General features: G+C 47.3%; 23 protein-coding genes. 10 read left to right on the plus strand and 13 right to left on the minus strand.

Annotation, left to right across the window (positions count from 1 at the left end; genetic code table 11):
* Nucleotides 1-13: 13 nt before the first annotated feature.
* Nucleotides 14-484, plus strand: a complete 471-nt coding sequence (locus FO441_RS05360) for a GAF domain-containing protein (protein WP_145286860.1) — start codon at nucleotides 14-16, stop codon at nucleotides 482-484.
* Nucleotides 485-712: 228 nt separating this feature from the next.
* Complete coding sequence (gene rpsD / locus FO441_RS05365; RefSeq protein ID WP_145286863.1) at nucleotides 713-1315, plus strand: 30S ribosomal protein S4; 603 nt, start codon at nucleotides 713-715, stop codon at nucleotides 1313-1315.
* Between the two features lie 58 nt (nucleotides 1316-1373).
* On the opposite strand, the gene FO441_RS05370 is transcribed toward rpsD, so the two are convergent.
* On the minus strand, nucleotides 1374-1790 hold the full coding sequence (locus FO441_RS05370) for a hypothetical protein (RefSeq protein WP_145286866.1): 417 nt from the start codon (nucleotides 1788-1790) through the stop codon (nucleotides 1374-1376).
* Between the two features lie 151 nt (nucleotides 1791-1941).
* The gene (locus FO441_RS05375; RefSeq protein WP_145286869.1) at nucleotides 1942-2136 is read right to left on the minus strand and encodes a DUF6440 family protein; all 195 of its coding nucleotides are present in this window, start codon (nucleotides 2134-2136) and stop codon (nucleotides 1942-1944) included.
* Between the two features lie 113 nt (nucleotides 2137-2249).
* Between FO441_RS05375 and FO441_RS05380 the strand changes: the two genes are divergently transcribed.
* Nucleotides 2250-3341, plus strand: a complete 1092-nt coding sequence (locus FO441_RS05380) for a helix-turn-helix transcriptional regulator (protein ID WP_145286871.1) — start codon at nucleotides 2250-2252, stop codon at nucleotides 3339-3341.
* A gap of 84 nt (nucleotides 3342-3425) precedes the next feature.
* Here the strand turns inward: FO441_RS05380 and FO441_RS05385 are convergent, their stop codons facing one another.
* Both FO441_RS05385 and FO441_RS12720 read right to left on the minus strand, forming a co-directional pair.
* The gene (locus tag FO441_RS05385; protein WP_246095013.1) at nucleotides 3426-4472 is read right to left on the minus strand and encodes an MFS transporter; all 1047 of its coding nucleotides are present in this window, start codon (nucleotides 4470-4472) and stop codon (nucleotides 3426-3428) included.
* A 7-nt stretch (nucleotides 4473-4479) separates the two neighbouring features.
* A complete protein-coding gene (locus FO441_RS12720) occupies nucleotides 4480-4602 on the minus strand; it encodes a hypothetical protein (protein ID WP_281287276.1) in 123 nt (40 codons plus the stop codon).
* A 352-nt stretch (nucleotides 4603-4954) separates the two neighbouring features.
* On the opposite strand from FO441_RS12720, the gene FO441_RS05390 reads away from it, so the two are divergent.
* Both FO441_RS05390 and FO441_RS05395 read left to right on the plus strand, forming a co-directional pair.
* The gene (locus FO441_RS05390) at nucleotides 4955-6280 is read left to right on the plus strand and encodes a TrkH family potassium uptake protein (protein WP_281287277.1); all 1326 of its coding nucleotides are present in this window, start codon (nucleotides 4955-4957) and stop codon (nucleotides 6278-6280) included.
* 93 nt (nucleotides 6281-6373) lie between these two features.
* Nucleotides 6374-6712, plus strand: a complete 339-nt coding sequence (locus tag FO441_RS05395) for a hypothetical protein (RefSeq protein WP_145286873.1) — start codon at nucleotides 6374-6376, stop codon at nucleotides 6710-6712.
* A 6-nt stretch (nucleotides 6713-6718) separates the two neighbouring features.
* Here FO441_RS05395 and FO441_RS05400 read toward each other — a convergent pair whose 3' ends face one another.
* From FO441_RS05400 to FO441_RS05410, 3 genes are all read right to left on the minus strand, one after another.
* Nucleotides 6719-7897 carry a M20 metallopeptidase family protein gene (locus FO441_RS05400; RefSeq protein WP_145286876.1) on the minus strand — a complete coding sequence of 393 codons (1179 nt, stop codon included), beginning with the start codon at nucleotides 7895-7897 and terminating at the stop codon, nucleotides 6719-6721.
* 76 nt (nucleotides 7898-7973) lie between these two features.
* Nucleotides 7974-8675: a DUF421 domain-containing protein gene (locus tag FO441_RS05405; RefSeq protein WP_145286879.1), complete on the minus strand. Its 702-nt coding sequence runs from the start codon at nucleotides 8673-8675 to the stop codon at nucleotides 7974-7976.
* A 96-nt stretch (nucleotides 8676-8771) separates the two neighbouring features.
* Nucleotides 8772-9152, minus strand: a complete 381-nt coding sequence (locus tag FO441_RS05410) for a DUF2512 family protein (RefSeq protein WP_145286882.1) — start codon at nucleotides 9150-9152, stop codon at nucleotides 8772-8774.
* A gap of 122 nt (nucleotides 9153-9274) precedes the next feature.
* Here FO441_RS05410 and FO441_RS05415 point away from each other — a divergent pair, with 122 nt between their 5' ends.
* Nucleotides 9275-10009: a YqjF family protein gene (locus FO441_RS05415; RefSeq protein WP_186365468.1), complete on the plus strand. Its 735-nt coding sequence runs from the start codon at nucleotides 9275-9277 to the stop codon at nucleotides 10007-10009.
* A gap of 5 nt (nucleotides 10010-10014) precedes the next feature.
* On the opposite strand, the gene FO441_RS05420 is transcribed toward FO441_RS05415, so the two are convergent.
* Both FO441_RS05420 and FO441_RS05425 read right to left on the minus strand, forming a co-directional pair.
* Complete coding sequence (locus FO441_RS05420) at nucleotides 10015-10371, minus strand: SpoIIAA family protein (RefSeq protein WP_145286888.1); 357 nt, start codon at nucleotides 10369-10371, stop codon at nucleotides 10015-10017.
* 136 nt (nucleotides 10372-10507) lie between these two features.
* A complete protein-coding gene (locus FO441_RS05425) occupies nucleotides 10508-11134 on the minus strand; it encodes a GNAT family N-acetyltransferase (protein WP_145286891.1) in 627 nt (208 codons plus the stop codon).
* Nucleotides 11135-11224: 90 nt separating this feature from the next.
* On the opposite strand from FO441_RS05425, the gene FO441_RS05430 reads away from it, so the two are divergent.
* Nucleotides 11225-11431 carry a hypothetical protein gene (locus FO441_RS05430; RefSeq protein ID WP_145286894.1) on the plus strand — a complete coding sequence of 69 codons (207 nt, stop codon included), beginning with the start codon at nucleotides 11225-11227 and terminating at the stop codon, nucleotides 11429-11431.
* A gap of 14 nt (nucleotides 11432-11445) precedes the next feature.
* Here the strand turns inward: FO441_RS05430 and FO441_RS05435 are convergent, their stop codons facing one another.
* From FO441_RS05435 to FO441_RS05445, 3 genes are read right to left on the minus strand one after another with little or no spacing between them, the layout of a single operon-like run.
* Entirely contained in the window at nucleotides 11446-12360 is a 915-nt protein-coding gene (locus tag FO441_RS05435; RefSeq protein WP_145286897.1) for an alpha/beta hydrolase, read from the minus strand.
* A 17-nt stretch (nucleotides 12361-12377) separates the two neighbouring features.
* The gene (locus tag FO441_RS05440; protein WP_246095014.1) at nucleotides 12378-12872 is read right to left on the minus strand and encodes a GNAT family N-acetyltransferase; all 495 of its coding nucleotides are present in this window, start codon (nucleotides 12870-12872) and stop codon (nucleotides 12378-12380) included.
* 3 nt (nucleotides 12873-12875) lie between these two features.
* Nucleotides 12876-13595, minus strand: a complete 720-nt coding sequence (locus FO441_RS05445) for a metallophosphoesterase family protein (protein ID WP_186365469.1) — start codon at nucleotides 13593-13595, stop codon at nucleotides 12876-12878.
* Between the two features lie 113 nt (nucleotides 13596-13708).
* Here FO441_RS05445 and FO441_RS05450 point away from each other — a divergent pair, with 113 nt between their 5' ends.
* Nucleotides 13709-14287, plus strand: a complete 579-nt coding sequence (locus FO441_RS05450; RefSeq protein WP_145286903.1) for a histidine phosphatase family protein — start codon at nucleotides 13709-13711, stop codon at nucleotides 14285-14287.
* A 45-nt stretch (nucleotides 14288-14332) separates the two neighbouring features.
* Here FO441_RS05450 and FO441_RS05455 read toward each other — a convergent pair whose 3' ends face one another.
* A complete protein-coding gene (locus FO441_RS05455; RefSeq protein ID WP_145286906.1) occupies nucleotides 14333-15790 on the minus strand; it encodes a carbon starvation CstA family protein in 1458 nt (485 codons plus the stop codon).
* A 97-nt stretch (nucleotides 15791-15887) separates the two neighbouring features.
* Between FO441_RS05455 and FO441_RS05460 the strand changes: the two genes are divergently transcribed.
* The gene (locus FO441_RS05460; RefSeq protein WP_145286908.1) at nucleotides 15888-16940 is read left to right on the plus strand and encodes a C45 family autoproteolytic acyltransferase/hydrolase; all 1053 of its coding nucleotides are present in this window, start codon (nucleotides 15888-15890) and stop codon (nucleotides 16938-16940) included.
* A 17-nt stretch (nucleotides 16941-16957) separates the two neighbouring features.
* On the plus strand, nucleotides 16958-17485 hold the full coding sequence (locus FO441_RS05465) for a DUF421 domain-containing protein (protein ID WP_145286911.1): 528 nt from the start codon (nucleotides 16958-16960) through the stop codon (nucleotides 17483-17485).
* The last annotated feature ends 270 nt before the right edge of the window (nucleotides 17486-17755 follow it).

Consider the following 17755-nt stretch of genomic DNA (forward strand, 5'->3'; position numbering starts at 1 on the left):
AGGGTGATAGATAATGTTTACAGAAACACAAATCAAGGACTATGCACAATTGAACCAGATGCTGAAAGGCCTTCTTGAAGACGAGACAAACCGTATCGCTAATCTGTCCAATGCTTCAAGCCTTCTGAATGTATTCCTCGAGGACATCAACTGGGTCGGCTTCTACCTCTACGATGAACCGGCAGATGAACTCGTACTCGGACCATTCCAGGGACTGCCTGCCTGCGTCAGAATCCAGAACGGTAAAGGCGTCTGCGGCCTTGCCTTCAGAGGCAACGACGTATTCATCGTCGATGATGTAACACAATTCCCCGGCCACATCGCATGCGATGCCAACAGCCGTTCAGAAATCGTCGTGCCGATCTACAAAGACGGTACACCGATCGGTGTACTCGACATCGACTCCCCTTCATTCGACCGCTTCACAGACGAAGATCGTCAGGGCCTGATCGAATTCGTTGAAGTATTGAAACAGTATATCTAGATGGACAGCTATTGACAAGCAATTGATATTTGTGTATAATCATTAATTGTGTAAATGAACGGATTAAGTAGCGGATGACCATTACATGCCAGCATGCGGTTCCCGGTGAGGGATGTGCTGTGTAACTGATGCTATAAGGCGAAGGCACTTTAAATCGCATGCCCATGTAAGTGGTTATCAACCTTATGATGTTTTTTGCATGAATAAAAACAATAAGGAGGAGTCATAATGGCTCGTTTTAGAGGTTCAATCTGGAAAAAGTCCCGTCGTCTCGGAATTTCCCTGACTGGTACTGGCAAAGAATTGGAACGCCGTCCATACGCACCTGGTGATCATGGACCAACACAAAGAATCAAGCTTTCCGAATACGGAATGCAACTGCAGGAGAAGCAGAAACTCCGCTACATGTACGGAATCAACGAACGTCAATTCCGCACAATCTTCGACCGTTCTGCAAAAATGAAAGGTGTTCATGGTGAAAACTTCATGATCCTTCTCGCTTCCCGTCTGGATGCAGTCGTATACCAGCTCGGACTTGCAAGAACACGCCGTCAAGCACGTCAGCTTGTCAACCACGGTCACGTAACAGTAGACGGTGGACGTGTGGATATCCCATCCTACACGCTTAAAGCTGGACAGACTATCGGCCTGCGTGAGAAATCCCGCAACCTCGACATCGTTAAAGAAGCGATTGAGTACAACAACTTCGTTCCAGAATATCTTTCATTCGACGAAGAAAAAATGGAAGGTTCCTTCGTACGTCAACCAGAGCGTTCAGAACTCTCTGCTGACATCAACGAACAGCTTATCGTAGAATTCTATTCCAGGTAATAAGTGGGAACACTATTTCAAAGCTCCAGACCCTTTTCGAAGGGGCCTGGAGCTTTTTTCATTTCACAACTTCAAGCAGGGCTGCTTCCGAATAGTACAAGTCCACTTTTCGCAACTCTTCCAGTTTTATACTTCTCTTTTCCTTTATAAAACCATTTTCATAGCCATTCAAAACAAACTTTATAGTCAGGAAATAGGCGTCATTTTCAGCAAAATGCGCCTTTATGTAGTCATATAGAAGTGAAACTGCCTTTCTTTCCATTCCACTCACTTTCTTGGTGCCGCGCTCAGGAAGCTTATATGCATATGAATCAGTTTCATAAATATTATTTTCATTCTCCAACCCTTCAAAATAAAAGGACTCTGCTGCATTTTCAGTTGGGTACCAGGAGAGATTTTCGATATGAATCCCTCTATCCCCTACTGATCCTAGAGCTAATGGCTTGTCACTTGCCAAGTAGATGTATTCCGTCATGCTGCACCTCTTTCCAGTATGATTGCAAAGGGGAAAATAATTATATCATTAGGTAAACAAAGAATCAGATTTCCATATTGTAAGAGTTTGATTCTTTTAAACGGATAATCAAGGTTTGAATCCCAGTGAGGGATTCAAACCGTATTATTATTTACTTCTTCACAACTACCTGGCCGTTCTCATCCAGTAGTGGTGTCATGCTGCCGCCGGTACCGCCCCACGTGTATAAGTATTGAACCCCTGTATCCTGATCGGTTATGACATAGCAGTTGAAGACTGCATCGTTTGTCTTCATCTGTTCAATAACGAACCTGTTATCTCCTTCATCCTTCTTGTTTCCAAACACCATAACCCCTCCTTCGTATTTTCCATTCTATTGTAACATTACTCTATGCTCCACAACTATTATCAAACAAGCTTATACTTGTCCTGATAGAATGAATTCCAGGAGGTGAAGTGATGAGTGAATTTACGCAATGGATGGTCGACTGGATGGAAGATCACCTGGATAAAAAATTCAACTTGAATGAGTTGGCCGTGCATATGGGGTATTCACCCTACTACTGTTCTTTCAGATTTCACCAGGCAACGGGTATGACGATCAGAAGCTATGTGAAGAATAGAAGGTTGTTTCTGTCGGCTGCTGACCTGAAGGAAGAGGGCAGGATCATCGATATCGCCATAAAGTATGGTTATGCATCGCAGGAAGCCTATAGTCGGGCATTCAAGAATACTTTCGGGGTTGCACCTGGTGAATTCAGAGCTCGTGACCTGCCTCTCCAGTCCATGCCCGGTTTAAAAATTGTGGAAAGGAAAGGAACGAACGCCTTGCGCAATGCAGACAATATCACTAGTGCAGCTTTGCCTGAGAAGAAAACTGATTATGAGGACTCGGAAATACTGAATGTGCTTAACGGTCAGGACATGTATGATGAATTCAGCAGAAAAGAGATGATGGGAAAGTCGGGTTACATCCCATTCAACGAAGCGATGTGCGTGAATCCCACTAGCACACCACTGTTCGATGATCATTTCATCCATCTAAGAGCAAGTGGTCACGGAGTTTCAACTGGAGATTATCATGACAAGGTCGTCAGCCATATCCGCAGGATTGATCTGGACAAATATAAGCTCATCGTCCTGTGGTTCGGTGAGGATATGTTCTGTCAGATGAACATGCTGACGATGCTTGCCTACCTGGAGCAGATCGGATTTGAAGGGATTGTCCATCATAACAGTTTCAGGGATGATGAATTCAAAGTGGCACAGTATGAAGTCTTTCTCGGCAGTTATTACAGCATCTACAGAAGTCTGCTGGTCAACCAGGAATTTCCGAAGAAAGCACTGACACCTGTCATGTACCAGTCGGCCCGGCTTTATATGGAAATGTCACAGGCGGATAATAGAATAACTGATTATATCAGTAGAAATAATTACCTGGCCGATGATGAACTTGTCAGATTGCTGATGCACAGATTTCAGACGTTGGGGTATGGTGACCTCCAATACTTCAAACTGATTGATGAATACCGTAGGCAGCACTCCACCTGACTTCCCTGCTGCATGGCAAATCCCCCTTCAAAGTCCAATGCCTTGAAGGGGGATTGATGCATCTACAGCCAAGTTGCTATGAAACTATTCAAAAAGTGAACGGTCCTCGACCCTGCTCGTGATCACCATGATGATCAGACCAAAGAATATGATCGCACCTGCAATGAATGTAATTGAAGTGTAGCCGAGTTCTCTACCCAATAACGCACTGCCAATTGCTGCCCCAAGGGCGTTTGCGAGATTGAAGGTGGAGGCTGTGATGGTTCCTGATAGTGCGGGTGATTCTTTTGCTGCAATTATTATTTTGGAATTCAGCAGTGGTGCTGTGCCGAAAACGCCTGCTCCGAATAGAAAGCTGACACCCACTGCAAGGACTGGAATTTCGAGAAGAAATGTAAAGGCGAACAGTATTATACCTAGAGAAAACAAACTGATGAGAAGGCTTCTGGTCAGATTGATCGGAATGATTCTTCCGGCGAGTGTGTTCGCAAGTACAGCACCGATACCGAATGCAAGCAGACTCACTGTCACACCTGTCACACCGAATCCGGATATTTCCCTGAGCATAGGTTCATTGAACGTATATGCAACGAAGACGCCGGAATACCCGAAAATGATCATTGCCAATACCAGTACGACGGTTTTATTTTTAAGCATCGAAAGCTCTTTCAGCAGAGCGGGCGCCTCTCTCTGCACTGCCCGGGGTGTCACGATGGCTACTCCGATGAGTGTGATGAACCCGAACAATGCGATGATCCAGAACACCACGCGCCAATCCAGTACGCCACCGATGAGTGCTCCGAAAGGCACACCGAGCATTACAGCAACTGTCAGTCCGCCCTGCACAGCGGCTATCGCGCTTGTCCGCTTGTTCGGTTCCGATATGTCTACGGCAATACTCATGCACAATCCGAAGAAAGGTGCATGTATGGATGCTGCAATCAGCCTCGAAGCGAGCAGGACCTCAAAATTCGGAGCTGTCGCCGCAATGATGTTGCTGACTGTAAATACAGAAGCAAAAACAATGAGCAGTTTCCTCTGTGAATTTTTTAATGTAAGAATCCTTAGAATGGGCCCGAAAACCGCTACACTGATCGCGTAGACACTGAGCAGCATTCCGGTAGCCGACAATGGCACATCAAGGTAGGTTTTCCGAGAACTGTGTCAGCAGGCCTGTCACTACATACTCTGTCATTCCTATGGCAAACGTGCCGATCATAAAAACGAACAGAATGGTATTTCTACTGAAGTGGTTCAACATGATAAACTCTCCCTTAATATCATAAAAAATAATACTCTACAGTATTAACGGAAAATCGTCCAGAGAAACTTATAATGTCCGTAAAATTTTTGTGCTTTTACAATTCTAAAGACTTGTCATAATAATATTAATGACATTTTCATAAATTGAATTTCTATATTAAAATTAATATTCATATTTGCAAAAAAATACATGAAATAATTCTTTACAAAAATCCACCTTGGGAGTAATATGGCTTCGAACATATGAATATAGTGGAGGCACATCATGATAAATTCTTTTCCTGCATTCCAGTTGAGTTGCCCATCGTCTGCATTAAAATCTCATTCAATGGCAGAAGAAGGTATATGAAGTGAAGAAGATCAGATATCTGACGTTCAACCCATCCCAGCTGCTGGTCGTTGTGTTCTTCATCTTTATTGTCATCGGATCGATTCTGCTGAAGCTGCCTGTCTCGACAACCGATTCAATCACCTGGATAGATGCACTGTTCACTTCCACTTCTGCCATGACGGTTACAGGTCTGGCGGTTGTGGACACAGGAACTGATTTCACCATATTCGGACAGGTGGTCATACTCGCCCTGATACAGGCAGGCGGAATCGGCATCATGTCATTTGCAGTAATGATCTACATGGCACTTGGCAAAAAGGTCGGGTTCAAAAGAAGAATGGAGATCAAGCAGGCGCTGAACCAGTCTTCTCTCGATGGGGTGCTTGAACTGGTCAAAGGGCTGTTCATCTACTCATTTGTCATCGAATTCATCGCAATGATGGTTCTTGCGATCAGATGGGTCCCTGAGTACGGGTGGATCGAAGGACTGTACTACAGCCTGTTCCATTCGATATCTGCGTTCAATAATGCGGGCTTTTCCATATGGTCGGACAGTCTGACCGGCTACGTCGGCGACCCGGTCGTCAATCTGATGATCACCTTCCTCTTCATTACGGGGGGAATCGGGTTTACTGTACTGATTGACGCCTGGCATAAGCGCAGCTTCAGAAAACTGACCCTGCACTCCAAACTGATGATTACCGGTACACTCATCATCAACGTTGTGGCAATGTTCCTGTTTTTCATATTGGAGTTCAATAACCCGAACACACTCGGCGCGCTCTCCTCTCTGAAAGATCAGCTGTGGGCTTCCTATTTCCAGGCAGTTACACCGAGAACGGCCGGATTCAATACACTGGATATCGGCAGTCTGAATGATTCGACAGTCACCATGATGCTGCTTCTGATGTTCATCGGTGCAGGCAGTGCATCAACTGGCGGCGGCATCAAGCTGACCTCATTTCTGATCCTGGTCCTGTCCATCATTCCACTGCTGCAGCAGAAGAGCCAGATCAATATCGGCAAACGGTCAATCAGGGCGGCAGTCATATTCCGGGCCCTTTCGATATCGATACTGAGTGTGCTGCTGATACTCGCAGCCATCTTCATCATGACAATCAGCGAGAATGCACTATTCATAGAAATTGTGTTCGAAGTCGTTTCCGCTTTCGGAACAGTCGGTCTGTCGATGGGGATTACAGCGGACCTGTCCCCTATCGGAAAGCTTGTCATCATACTGGTCATGTTCTTCGGGAAACTTGGACCATTGAACCTGGCCTTCTCCCTGGCAAAACCGAAACAGGATAAAATCAGATATCCGGTTTCTGACGTGCTTACAGGCTGATATTCAGTGCTTAAATGGAGTATAGCAAACTATCGATGCTTCCCTGCTCCATTTCCGGGTATAGTAATATAAACAACTTCGGGGGATGGATAGATGGATAATGGAACAGAAGAGGCAAAAGCCAAAAGAGAAGCAGGAAAGCATACGGGTATGGAAGGCAGATATGAAAGCAGGAAAAAGTCCGGTCTTGTCGGCTGTTTGATCATCGTACTCTCACTCGTCGTACTGATGGTCATTCTCGGTTCATGTACAGGTATTTTTTATGGAGATGAACAGGACGAGCGCATTACGGAAGACCAGGGGAGCATCATGTATGAAGATGAAGCAATCATCCTGCAAATTGCATCTGACCAGGAAGCAGAAGAGTACTTTACGCTAGAATCGACAAAAGCCACCTTCAAGGTGGCTTTTGTTCGCTTTATCCGATCATGACTTTCTTCACTCTTTGCTCTTCAATGTTTTAAGCGTATCGATTGCCACCTGGGCCATTCCTTCAATCCCATACGAAATCGCATCTTCGTTGAACCTGAATGACGGATTATGAAGGGGCTTCTGCCCTTCGCCTACAGAACTGCCAAGCCAGTAGTATACACCCGGGTACTTCTGCAGGAACCGGCTGAAATCTTCTCCTCCAAGACTTGGCGTAAGATTCGGCAGTGCCTCATCACCATACATGCGGTGCACCGTTTTATAAACCTGTTCCGCCCACTCCTCATCGTTGACTGTCGCAGGGTAGCCGTCCATATAATCAATCTCCACTTTGACACCCATGGCCTCTGCAACGTTCCCGACAACATCGAAGAACCGCTGCTTCACTTTATTTTTCATCTCATCACTCTGCGTACGGATGGTGCCCTCGAGTTCAGCAGTCTCAGCAATGACGTTATACTGGAAACCGGCATTGAACTTCCCGACGGTGACCACTGCCGGATCGAATGGGTTGGCATTCCTGCTGACAATCGTCTGCAGTGTCGTGACAATCTGATTGGCTGCAGCAATCGCATCCACCGTATCATGCGGCATCGACGCATGGCCTCCGGATCCTGTCACAGTAATTCTGAAACGATCCGAATTGCCCATGATCGGCCCTGCCATGACACCAAACTGTCCGACGGGAAGTTGGGGCCACACATGCTGTGCAATGAGCACTTCCGGTTCATGTTCATCGAATACACCATCTTCCATCATCTGTCTGGAACCGCCTGTCGGAGACTGTTCTTCCGCCGGCTGGAAGATGAGCAGGATCTTTCCTTCGATCTCATCCCGTCTTTCGAGAAGATATTTTGCTGTACCGAAAAGCATGGCCGTGTGGGCATCATGGCCGCACGCATGCATCACGCCTTCTGTTTCGGATGTGAATGCTTCCCCTGAACTCTCGGTAATCGGAAGCGCATCGATATCGGCTCTCAGGCCGATGGTCGGTCCCGGCTTATTTCCCTCGATGACGCCGAGCACACCGGTTTCTGCAAATCCTGTCGTATAAGGAATGCCGATTGTGTCGAGCTTCTCCTGGATGCGCTTTGACGTTTCATGCTCCTGACCACTGAGTTCAGGATTCCTATGCAACTGACGTCTGAATTCCACTGCTTCTTCTACAATCTTCGAATCGATACTCATCTGAAAACACCTTTCTCCATGGATAATCTGTCGTATACTTAATAAATTCTATCATAGTATCGAATACAAGTTTAAATTATCTGAACTTTTGGTTTTTCGACTGGATGAAGAATCCCTTGCTCTGGCTCCATTCGGCAAAGTACACATCTTCAAAATCACAATCAGTCTCTTCCTCGATCTTTTGCCTCAACCATGCTTCATCAACGCCGGCATCTTTCAATGCTTCCTGCTCTACTTTCCCAGCGTCCACAAAAAGATGGTTCCAGTCATTTTCTCCATATTCGATGCCCATTTCCTTCCTGGATGGAGGTTCGTCACCGGCATATTCCAGAACAGACAGAAATCCACTATTTTCGAGAATAGCATATCTTACGGTTCTTAAGGAAAATATACCATTCATCCTGAACAGCTCCCTGACTTCATCCAAATCCATCTTATTCTTCCGCATCACTTCAGTATCCAGTATTCCATTGCTGATCAAGAGCTGAGGCTTGCCCTTGGCCACCTTTCTGAGCCACCCATTATTGACCGCCACCTTTTCAATAATATAAATCAGCAGTCCCCAATAGAACAGCGCAAACAGCATATCGTAGAATGGCATCGTCGATTCATACAGGGATTCTTCTATTGTACTGCCGAGAATCAGCGCATAGATGAAGTCAAGGGGTGTAATCTGGGCCAGTTCCTTCTTGCCGATCAGACGCATTACAATCATGACGCCGACCAGACCAGTGGTAAGCTTCACGGCATAAGTAAGCATATCCTGCAGATTGTCCATCTGTCTTCGCCTCCTATAGAATGATTCTCCACCAATAAAACCCCGGCACTGTAATTACAGCAGTCCGGGGTTTGGATGGAAAGATATTCGTTTCTATTAAACTTTACTGTCTGTTCTGTGATGCGCCACTGGACCACTCTTCAAGAGGTAAATATGGAAGAGATACTCTCCGACTGCGATGACTATGGCAGAGATGATTGCTGCAACTGCCACTTCGCCTCCGGTAAGGTCAGTCAGCCACAGTCCTATCAGCCATACGACAAGGAAAGAAAGCACCAGGTCGGAAATTGTCGCCATTGCATTGCCTGCTGCCGGCAGAATGCCCATATCACCTGCAAAGTATGACAGTATACCAAGAACAATTGTCGTTCCGAGAATCATCGGCCAGAAATCCATACCATAAAAGGCGCCAAGAACAATCCATAATACCGCAAGCGTCATGACCGCTTTGATCAGCATTGCTTTTACATGCTGCATCATTCACCCTCTATTCCCGATTTTCGTATACAGTGCACTGTCCCCCCCGTTACATGTACCAAACATATTGTTTGATGGAGGAGGGTAGAGGCTATACAAAAATTAAAGGACGGTGGACAGTTATGAAACAGACGTTATTGGACTATACGGAGGGAAGAAATGCACCATTGCCGGACGGACCGTGGAGCATGTATCAGAGATGGGAGGATCTGATGTGCATGCATATCCCGGTGGAACCGCAAGCACTTCTTCCCCATGTTCCTGAAGCACTTGAACTGGACATTTATGACGGCTATGCATGGATTTCCATATTTTCATTCAACGTTCGCAATATGCAGCTGAGAGGCTTGCCGAAATTCCCCTATGCGCACAAATTTCTGGAACTCAATGTCAGAACTTATGTCAGACATCAGAATATACCCGGTATCTACTTCTTCAGTCTGGATGCGGCCAAAATCATTCCAGTCATCGGTGCACGATCTGGCAGCCTGCCCTATTTCAAGGCAGGAATGAAAGCAGCAAAGAAAAATGGATGGATACACTTCTCGAGTCATCGTCAGCACGATGCGTCTGCCTATTTCAAGGGGCGGTACAAATCCGTCTCCGAACCCGAAAAACCGCTGCTTGGTACGCTCGACTACTGGCTTCTCGAACGGTATTATCTATTTAATACGGTCAAAGGGGCAGTCGTGCATATCGGCATCCACCATCTGCCGTGGCAGCCTGCCCAAGCTTCAGTCGTCTATGAAAATGGTGGCATCGACTCCCTTATGCCGGGTGATATCGAAGGCGAACCCGTACGCGCCCACTACGTTGAAGCGCTTGATGTCATATTCTGGCCGGTGAAATACTCGTAATCATCCTAGTCCTTCAGCCACGCGTATGCCTGGTCCACCTGTGCCCGGTCGAACTGTTCCACTTCTATGCCCGGCAGAAGATCGACCAGTTTCGCGCCGCCCTCCTGCCATGCTGAATCAGTGATGACCGCAAATTTCCTATACTGATTCCAGTGACTGATATCCATCACCGTACCTTTCGCCATGCCGACTGGACCGACACCACCAAAATCCTTGATGTAGACAAGAGCACTGAGTGCTTTGTCATCACCATAATGTTCGTTGATGAATGTCCTTGATTTTTCTGCGTCCTCTTTCGTCACTTTGCCATCGACGTCAATCCGGATGATGTTCGGAAATTTTGTTTCCTCAAGTATGATCATCTTATAGCCTCCATCCTGTATTTTATTATCCGCTACCCTATCCTGCCATCCGGAAACATCAGAGTGATGCATCTGCATAGTCTGAAATCATCTAGAAAAGAGGCATGGGAGCATACCAGTACTCCCATGCCTCTTGCTATTTGCTGTAATAGTAGATATGTTTCCCATCAAAGTTGTTGCCGATATAGGCATCTCCGTTCTCCTCCATCCAGTCTGTATCCCGGTAGTGCACCTTTACCGGCTCGCCTTCCGGCTCAAAAGGCTTTGTTAGGCTCATATGCATGATATGGCGTTTCTTACCATTGTATTTGTATGTGGTCTTCCTGATCTTGAATCCGAGCCGGAACTTGTCTTTCAGGCTTGGGACGTTCGCCGGCATGACTGTCGTCAGTATATTATCGAAGCGGCCATCATTGCGGACCATTTCAATCAGTTCACGCCCCATCTCGGTCTGCAGCCCGCGCCCCCGCTTCTCAGGATCAATGAAGCTGATTTCCGAATAGATGACACTCTGCTTTTCTTTGATGCCTATATCGTCGGCAAGATGCTCCTTCTCTTTAACAGAAGGGACGCGCATGGAACGTGAACCGATCAGCTTCCCATCTTCGTAGACACCGATGATGAAGCCCTGCATTATGATCAGTTTGAACTCCTCCCTGGTCAGAGTCTGGAGTATTTCCTTATCTTCAAGATTGTCATACACTTTTTTCTGCAGTTCGAGCAGTTCCGGCAGATCACCGAGATGCAGCGTTCTGAAGTCCATAGTATCATCCTTCCAAATTTAAGTTGTGCACAATACATCATGTTTAAATGTTAAATATCCGGTTATATATGAATAGAGGAGTTGGTGCATATGGCGATCTTGGTGAAGGTTAAGGACAGCACGAACGACAGGACGGATTTTGAATATATACCGGGTGACAAGATGAAGGAAAATATCAAGTCGGAGTACATACTTCGAGAAATTACACCGGACAAAGATAAATTCATCCAGTTCATCTACCCAGAACATACAGAGACATTTACACATTTTAAGATCCACTATACGAGAAGACGCTGAGCAGGCGTCTTTTTTTATTTCAAAGTTTCTTCGAGCCAGCTGAACATGAGCGGTGTCCATTGTGATGCCCGTGCGTCGGCCATGCCTGTCGCCTCTGTCGCCAGACTGAGACCATGGCTGCCGCTTTTGAATGTGTGGAGCTCCCATGGTACTTGATGGGTCTCCAGAGCTTTCGCAAAATCGAGCGAGTTCTCTACGAAAACGAGCTTGTCCTCGACCGTATGCCAGATGAAAGTCGGCGGTGTACTGGCAGAAACGTGGGCTCTGATATGGGCACGCTCCAAGATTTCCTCCTTGATTTCAGGACCGAATATCATCCTTGACGCAGTCGACATGTATCTCGGATCTCCTATGCCCCGCGACTCTGCGATTTCCCTATTGAGCATATAATCGAGAATCGGATAGGCAAGAATCTGGAAGTTCGGGCGGTACCACCTGGATTCCGTTTCTGTCAGATCGCGCAGCCACTCGGAGTGCCAATGGACTCCGAGACTGGCTGCCAGATGGCCGCCGGCAGAAAAACCCAGTACCCCGATGCGGTCTGGGTCGACATTGAATTCATGGCAGTTTTCCCGGATGAAGGTGATTGTTTTCGTCAGCTCGAGCAGTGGTCCTGGGAATTCGGAGCCGAGTACAGCATCCGCCTCCACCATTCCGGCCGCCTGGTACAGCTCATCACGGTTGACTCTGCCTTTTTCCTTCCTCATGGCTGTCCCGATTGTGGAATACCTGAGTATGAAAACATGATACCCTTTCGCCAGAAACTCATATCCCACCGGCTCCGCTTCCCTGTCAGATACATACATATAGCTGCCGCCCGGGCAGATCACCACTGCCGGTCTCCCCTCTTTCTGATGGACTGCATCTTCACCCAGCATCATGGTCACTTCAGCATGCTTGTCACCGATATAGAAACTTTGCAGATTCATATCATCCCTCCACTCCACTAATTGATCAATCTATATAGATAGATTTCATTCCTGTATTCTTCACCAATGCGCAGAGCATCGATCCGTTCCCCTTCTTTCAGAAATCCGAGGGCCATATACAGTTCGATCAGTTCCTCAAAGTCATCACGGATGGAGAGTTCCAGACGGTGGATGCCATTGTCTTCGGCCCATATGATGCCGGCATTGAGCAGATTTCTGCCGATACTATTCTGCTGCTCCGTCGGCAGTATGCCAAGTGATATATTCGCCCGGTGCTTTATCATTTCACCATGGTTGCCAGACAGACTGATATAACCTGTCAGCTCCTGTTGATCGATGGCGACGAATATCTGTCTCTTGGCGTTCTGCAGCACTGATGTGAGCAGTGCCTCCGTGTTTGATGTGTTCAGTATATGTGTCTCATGCAGCCCTGTTTCACTGCTTGTTTCCAGGTTCATGAGCAGATTGAGAAACGCGTCGATGTCTTTCATTTCAATTGGTCTTATTTCCATTTTCTAGCCTCTCTCCTTAAGCAGTACATTCATGATGAAGTCTATCGCTGGAGGATTTTCCCTCTTAAGACCTTCTACAAAATCATTATGATCGTAGGGAACCTTCCTATGAATAAAATTGACAGCTTGTCCATTGATTTCCATGATGGTGTATGGCGCAAGGCCATTCGGCGCCAGACCAAGTGGACCCGGATTGATGAATACCTGCTGTCCCGATTCGAAGTGATGCTGCATATGGTCGTGTCCAAACAGTATGATGTCATAGGGATCCTCTTCATAAATGGCACCGAGTGTTTCCACAGAAGGTGACATATCTATCGGACAGTATGTATCATCAGGATTCAGATGGTAGTGGGTGAGCAGAATATCAAAGTCCATGATGCTTTTATTCATGGATAACGGCATGGCATCGAGAAACGGTATGAACCGGGAATCCAGGTGATCGGCTACCCACACGTGATGATCGTGCTCCGCCCCTGTCACTGATGAAGGCATGCCTCTGATCACCTTCAGCACTTCTTCATCGTGATTGCCCCGGATGACCGAAAGATGATCAAGTCCGCGCAGCATGTGCAGCACTTCGTTCGTCTGGTGGCCGATGGAGATGATATCCCCAAGGCAGAAGATCTCATCGACCTCAAACTGTTCCATATCAGTCATCACCATGGAAAGCGCGTTGAAGTTGGCATGTATATCCGATATGATTGCAATTCTTCTACTCAAAGCCCCTACCTCCATTGATTTCATTCCATAATTCATTCTACCAAAAGACCTCCGTTCCACCTATCAATTCAAACTCGTGTTATCATATATGTAAAATACGATTGAGGTGCATTATGACCAGACTTTGCCTAGTACGACATGGACTGACAGAATTCAACCGGTTGAAGAAACTCCAGGGTGCTTCCGACATCCCCTTGAACGAAGAGGGGGAATACCAGGCGGAATGCGCTGCCGAGAAACTGAAGGATGAACCATTCGACGCCATTGTTTCAAGCCCGCTCGGGCGTGCCCACCGCACGGCCGAAATCATCAACAAGTACCATGACCTGCCGATAGAGACGATGGATGAACTGAAAGAGCAGTATTTCGGTGAACTCGAAGGCCACCATATCGATGATATCATGGAGAAGTATCCGCACGGTGAACTCCCGGGAGCCGAAACTTTCGAAGCACTGGCAGAACGCGTCCAGGTTGCGCTTGATCGGATACTGGAACAGCATGCCGGTCAGTACGTACTGCTGACAGCCCACTCCCGCACAATCAAATCCATCCTGTCGCTCTTCAGCGATGAAATCGACATGCTCGGCACAAAGCTTGATAACTGCAGTGTGAGCTACATCGAACATGCCGAATCCAAATGGCAGGTCCATGACTATAATATACCCACTTATATGGGCAGTGAACAGAAATGAATATAAACAGAGCATACCGCCCGGTATGCTCTGTTTGGTAATGTGCTAGTATGTTGATCTTGCCTCCGCCGCAATCGGATAGTCGATCGGAAATGCGCTTGCTCCCACTGTTTTTCTATACACCCTGTAGAAATGGATGCACCACAGTATCGTCAGAATGGCCCCGCCGGCATACGAAACATTCAGGTCCAGTCCGAAGCCCATCTGTTCGTAGAGAATATACGTGAATACGTTGAATGTCATGAAGACAGCAGGTATGAGCGCCACCCAGTAGTTCTTCTTAGCAAGCAGAAGATACATGACGCCAACCCATAATGCAATGACGGCTGTCGTCTGATTGGCCCAGGAGAAGTATCTCCAGAGTATTGTAAAGTCGATCAGTGTCAGGCAGTAGCTGATGACGAACATCGGTATCGCAATGCTGAAACGCTTCCATATTTCACCTTGTGAAAATGAAAGGTAGTCGGCAATGATCATCCGTGCACTTCTGAAGGCCGTATCTCCACTTGTGATCGGCAGGATGATGACACCGAGAATTGCCAGTGTGCCCGCAACCGAGCCGAGCAGCAGAACCGAAGCTTCCGATACGACAAGTGCAGCTTCACCTTGGGCGAGGACCTGTGCCAGCCCGCCATATCCATCAAAGAGGCTCATCGCAGCAGCAGCCCACACCATCGCGATGATGCCTTCAGCAATCATCATGCCATAGAAGATCTGCCGCCCATTGGATTCCCTGGCAGTCGTCCTCGAAATGATCGGCGACTGTGTCGCATGGAACCCTGACAGTGCCCTGCAGGTGATGGTGAAGAACAGCAGCGGGAAGATCGGCAGGTTGTCAGGGTGCATGTTGCCCCAGGTAAGCTCAGGAATCTGCGCCCCCGTCTGGACAAGCCTGAAGCCGATCGCCACTGCACTGAACAGGAGGATTGCACCGAAGAACGGGTAGATCTTCCCGATGATCTTGTCAATCGGCAGCACAGTCGACAGGATATAGTAGATGAATATCACAGCCAGTATGATGCCGAGTGCCACCCTTCCGTCCATAAGTGAATGCAGCAGTATGGCTGGGGAAGTAACGAATACCGTACCGACAAGCAGAAGCAGAAGCAGTGTGAAGGCATTGACGATGTGCTTCATGCCCTTACCGAGAAACTTGCTTGCCAGTGCCGGAAGATGCGCCCCCTGGTTTCTGATTGAAATCATGCCTGTAAGATAGTCATGGACCGCCCCGGCAAAGATGGATCCGACGACAATCCAGATAAAGGCGACCGGTCCGTAAAGCGCTCCCATAATTGGTCCGAATATAGGACCGACACCAGCGATGTTGAGAAGCTGGATCAATGAATTGCGTTCTTTTCCCATCGGTACGAAATCAACATCATCACGCTGATGATTTGCTGGCGTCGGCCGGTCGTCCTTCGGTCCGAACATCCGGTCGATATATTTTCCATATGTAAAATAACCGACGACAAGTAGAATAATGGATGCAAAAAATGTTATCATCAAGCAACCTCCCGGATATAGTAATATTTCAATATTCGGTAGAACACTTCCAATAGTAAATGAAAGCGGTTTTAAAATCAATAAGGAGAAGTTTCCAATGCAGAAAATCAGCGCAGCAGTACAAACATTCAGAGGCAATCACTACGATTATGGCATCGAGCAGGGAAAATGGCTGCTTGAGACCCACTATATGGACAACAGAAATTATGAATGGATCAAGCGCCGACCGAAATTCAGCCTTGATTTTGAAGAGACGAAAGCACTCTACATGCATTTTGCCCCGCATATATGGGACGAAATCATGGGACTCAAGGAGTCGCTCCGGATCACCGATCGCGACGTTCTTCTGAACCTCGCCCACTACCGTGTCTCACCAAGGGACAGCGGATGCAGCGTCTACATCGACGATGATGTATTCATCAGAAACTATGACTACCATCCGAATACCTATGACGGCATGTATAAACTTTTCAAGCCGGATCAGGGCTACGCGCATATCGGACCGGCTTCAAGGGTAACAGGTAGAATGGACGGTATGAATGAGCACGGGCTCGTCATGGCATATAATTTCATGAACAGGAAACAGCCTGCTGACGGCTTTACATGCTTCATCATCGGCAGATTCATCCTGGAACTGTGCAGGACTGCTGAAGAGGCGCGACACCTGCTTATGGATCTCCCCCACCGTGGTGGGTTCAGCTATATCATCCAGGATAAGGAAGATCATTCGTTTCTGGCAGAAACTTCTGCCAGAGGACTTGCCTTCAGAGACACCCATATATGTACTAACCATTATGAAAGCCTGGCCGATGAGAACAGGAGATATCTTGTCGATTCGAAGGAGCGGCTCGATATACTTGAGAACCTGGACAGGCCGTCAAGGGCCGAACTGCTGGAACTGTTTACAGACCGGCGCCACGGGCTTTTTGTCGACAACTACAGAAGCTGGGCGGGTACCATCCATACATCCGTATATGATAGGCATCGTCTTACAGCAGGAATAAAACTTGGTGAGAACGGACCGCTCCATGAATTCGACTTCAAAAACTGGATGGACGGCCAACCGGTCGATTATGATATTTTCCATGGCTATCTCGATACAGAACTGAAGTTCACAAGTGCTGATTGGCAGCGTAAAACCAAAATCTAGATCCAGGAGGTGGTCTGATGTCGTTCGATACACTCATATTCGGAAATTTCAATGTCATTTTAAGAACCATACTGATCGGAATTATGGCCTACCTGTCACTCGTCCTCATTCTCAGGGTGAGCGGCAAACGGACATTGACGAAAATGAATGCTTTTGATTTGGTTGTGACAGTAGCGCTCGGTTCCACTCTTGCGAGCATCATGACCAGCAAAAGCATTACTCTGGCTCAAGGGGTGACGGCCTTCCTCGTCCTGGTGGTCATGCAGTACATCATCACCAAGCTGTCTGTCAAAAGCAGAACAGTCAGCAAGCTCGTCAAATCCCAGCCTGTCCTGCTCTATTATGATGGAGAGTATCTCACAGACAACATGAAAAAGGCACGCGTGCTCGAAGTCGAAGTCAGACAGGCGGCCCGCTCAAGCGGCAAGAGTGATCTTTCCCAAGTCATGGCGGTCGTCATGGAAACAGACGGCAGCATTTCGATCATCAGCAAGCAGTCGAAAGAGCAGGATCTCGACAGACTGTTCAGTGAAGTAAAAAAATAAGACCTGACGGTCTCAGGCTGTAGACAAAGTCATATTAGAATGACATGTCTGCAGCCTTTTTATCAGGATGTAGGAAATCTGCAGATCAGGGGAAGAGTATGCTGAAATCAATAGACAGCGGGTGCAGGATGGAAAAGCCGATTCCCCTGAACGATAATAGTCCGTCGCGGTCATCATCACAATCGACCCCGATGGTGAGTTGGCCCTCTAACTCGCCGTGGCTACGCCCACGATGGTGAATTGGCCCTCTAACTCGCCATGGCGACGCCT

Source organism: Salinicoccus cyprini, from assembly GCF_007713705.1.
GTDB lineage: Bacteria > Bacillota > Bacilli > Staphylococcales > Salinicoccaceae > Salinicoccus > Salinicoccus cyprini.

Coding starts and splice junctions, on each gene's coding strand:
- FO441_RS05360 (WP_145286860.1), top strand. CDS start 14: ATGTTTACAGAAACACAAATCAAGGACTATGCACAATTGAACCAGATG.
- rpsD (WP_145286863.1), top strand. CDS start 713: ATGGCTCGTTTTAGAGGTTCAATCTGGAAAAAGTCCCGTCGTCTCGGA.
- FO441_RS05370 (WP_145286866.1), bottom strand. CDS start 1,790: ATGACGGAATACATCTACTTGGCAAGTGACAAGCCATTAGCTCTAGGA.
- FO441_RS05380 (WP_145286871.1), top strand. CDS start 2,250: ATGAGTGAATTTACGCAATGGATGGTCGACTGGATGGAAGATCACCTG.
- FO441_RS12720 (WP_281287276.1), bottom strand. CDS start 4,602: ATGTTGAACCACTTCAGTAGAAATACCATTCTGTTCGTTTTTATGATC.
- FO441_RS05395 (WP_145286873.1), top strand. CDS start 6,374: ATGGATAATGGAACAGAAGAGGCAAAAGCCAAAAGAGAAGCAGGAAAG.
- FO441_RS05400 (WP_145286876.1), bottom strand. CDS start 7,897: ATGAGTATCGATTCGAAGATTGTAGAAGAAGCAGTGGAATTCAGACGT.
- FO441_RS05405 (WP_145286879.1), bottom strand. CDS start 8,675: ATGGACAATCTGCAGGATATGCTTACTTATGCCGTGAAGCTTACCACT.
- FO441_RS05410 (WP_145286882.1), bottom strand. CDS start 9,152: ATGCAGCATGTAAAAGCAATGCTGATCAAAGCGGTCATGACGCTTGCG.
- FO441_RS05415 (WP_186365468.1), top strand. CDS start 9,275: ATGAAACAGACGTTATTGGACTATACGGAGGGAAGAAATGCACCATTG.
- FO441_RS05420 (WP_145286888.1), bottom strand. CDS start 10,371: ATGATCATACTTGAGGAAACAAAATTTCCGAACATCATCCGGATTGAC.
- FO441_RS05425 (WP_145286891.1), bottom strand. CDS start 11,134: ATGGACTTCAGAACGCTGCATCTCGGTGATCTGCCGGAACTGCTCGAA.
- FO441_RS05430 (WP_145286894.1), top strand. CDS start 11,225: ATGGCGATCTTGGTGAAGGTTAAGGACAGCACGAACGACAGGACGGAT.
- FO441_RS05435 (WP_145286897.1), bottom strand. CDS start 12,360: ATGAATCTGCAAAGTTTCTATATCGGTGACAAGCATGCTGAAGTGACC.
- FO441_RS05440 (WP_246095014.1), bottom strand. CDS start 12,872: ATGGAAATAAGACCAATTGAAATGAAAGACATCGACGCGTTTCTCAAT.
- FO441_RS05450 (WP_145286903.1), top strand. CDS start 13,709: ATGACCAGACTTTGCCTAGTACGACATGGACTGACAGAATTCAACCGG.
- FO441_RS05455 (WP_145286906.1), bottom strand. CDS start 15,790: ATGATAACATTTTTTGCATCCATTATTCTACTTGTCGTCGGTTATTTT.
- FO441_RS05460 (WP_145286908.1), top strand. CDS start 15,888: ATGCAGAAAATCAGCGCAGCAGTACAAACATTCAGAGGCAATCACTAC.
- FO441_RS05465 (WP_145286911.1), top strand. CDS start 16,958: ATGTCGTTCGATACACTCATATTCGGAAATTTCAATGTCATTTTAAGA.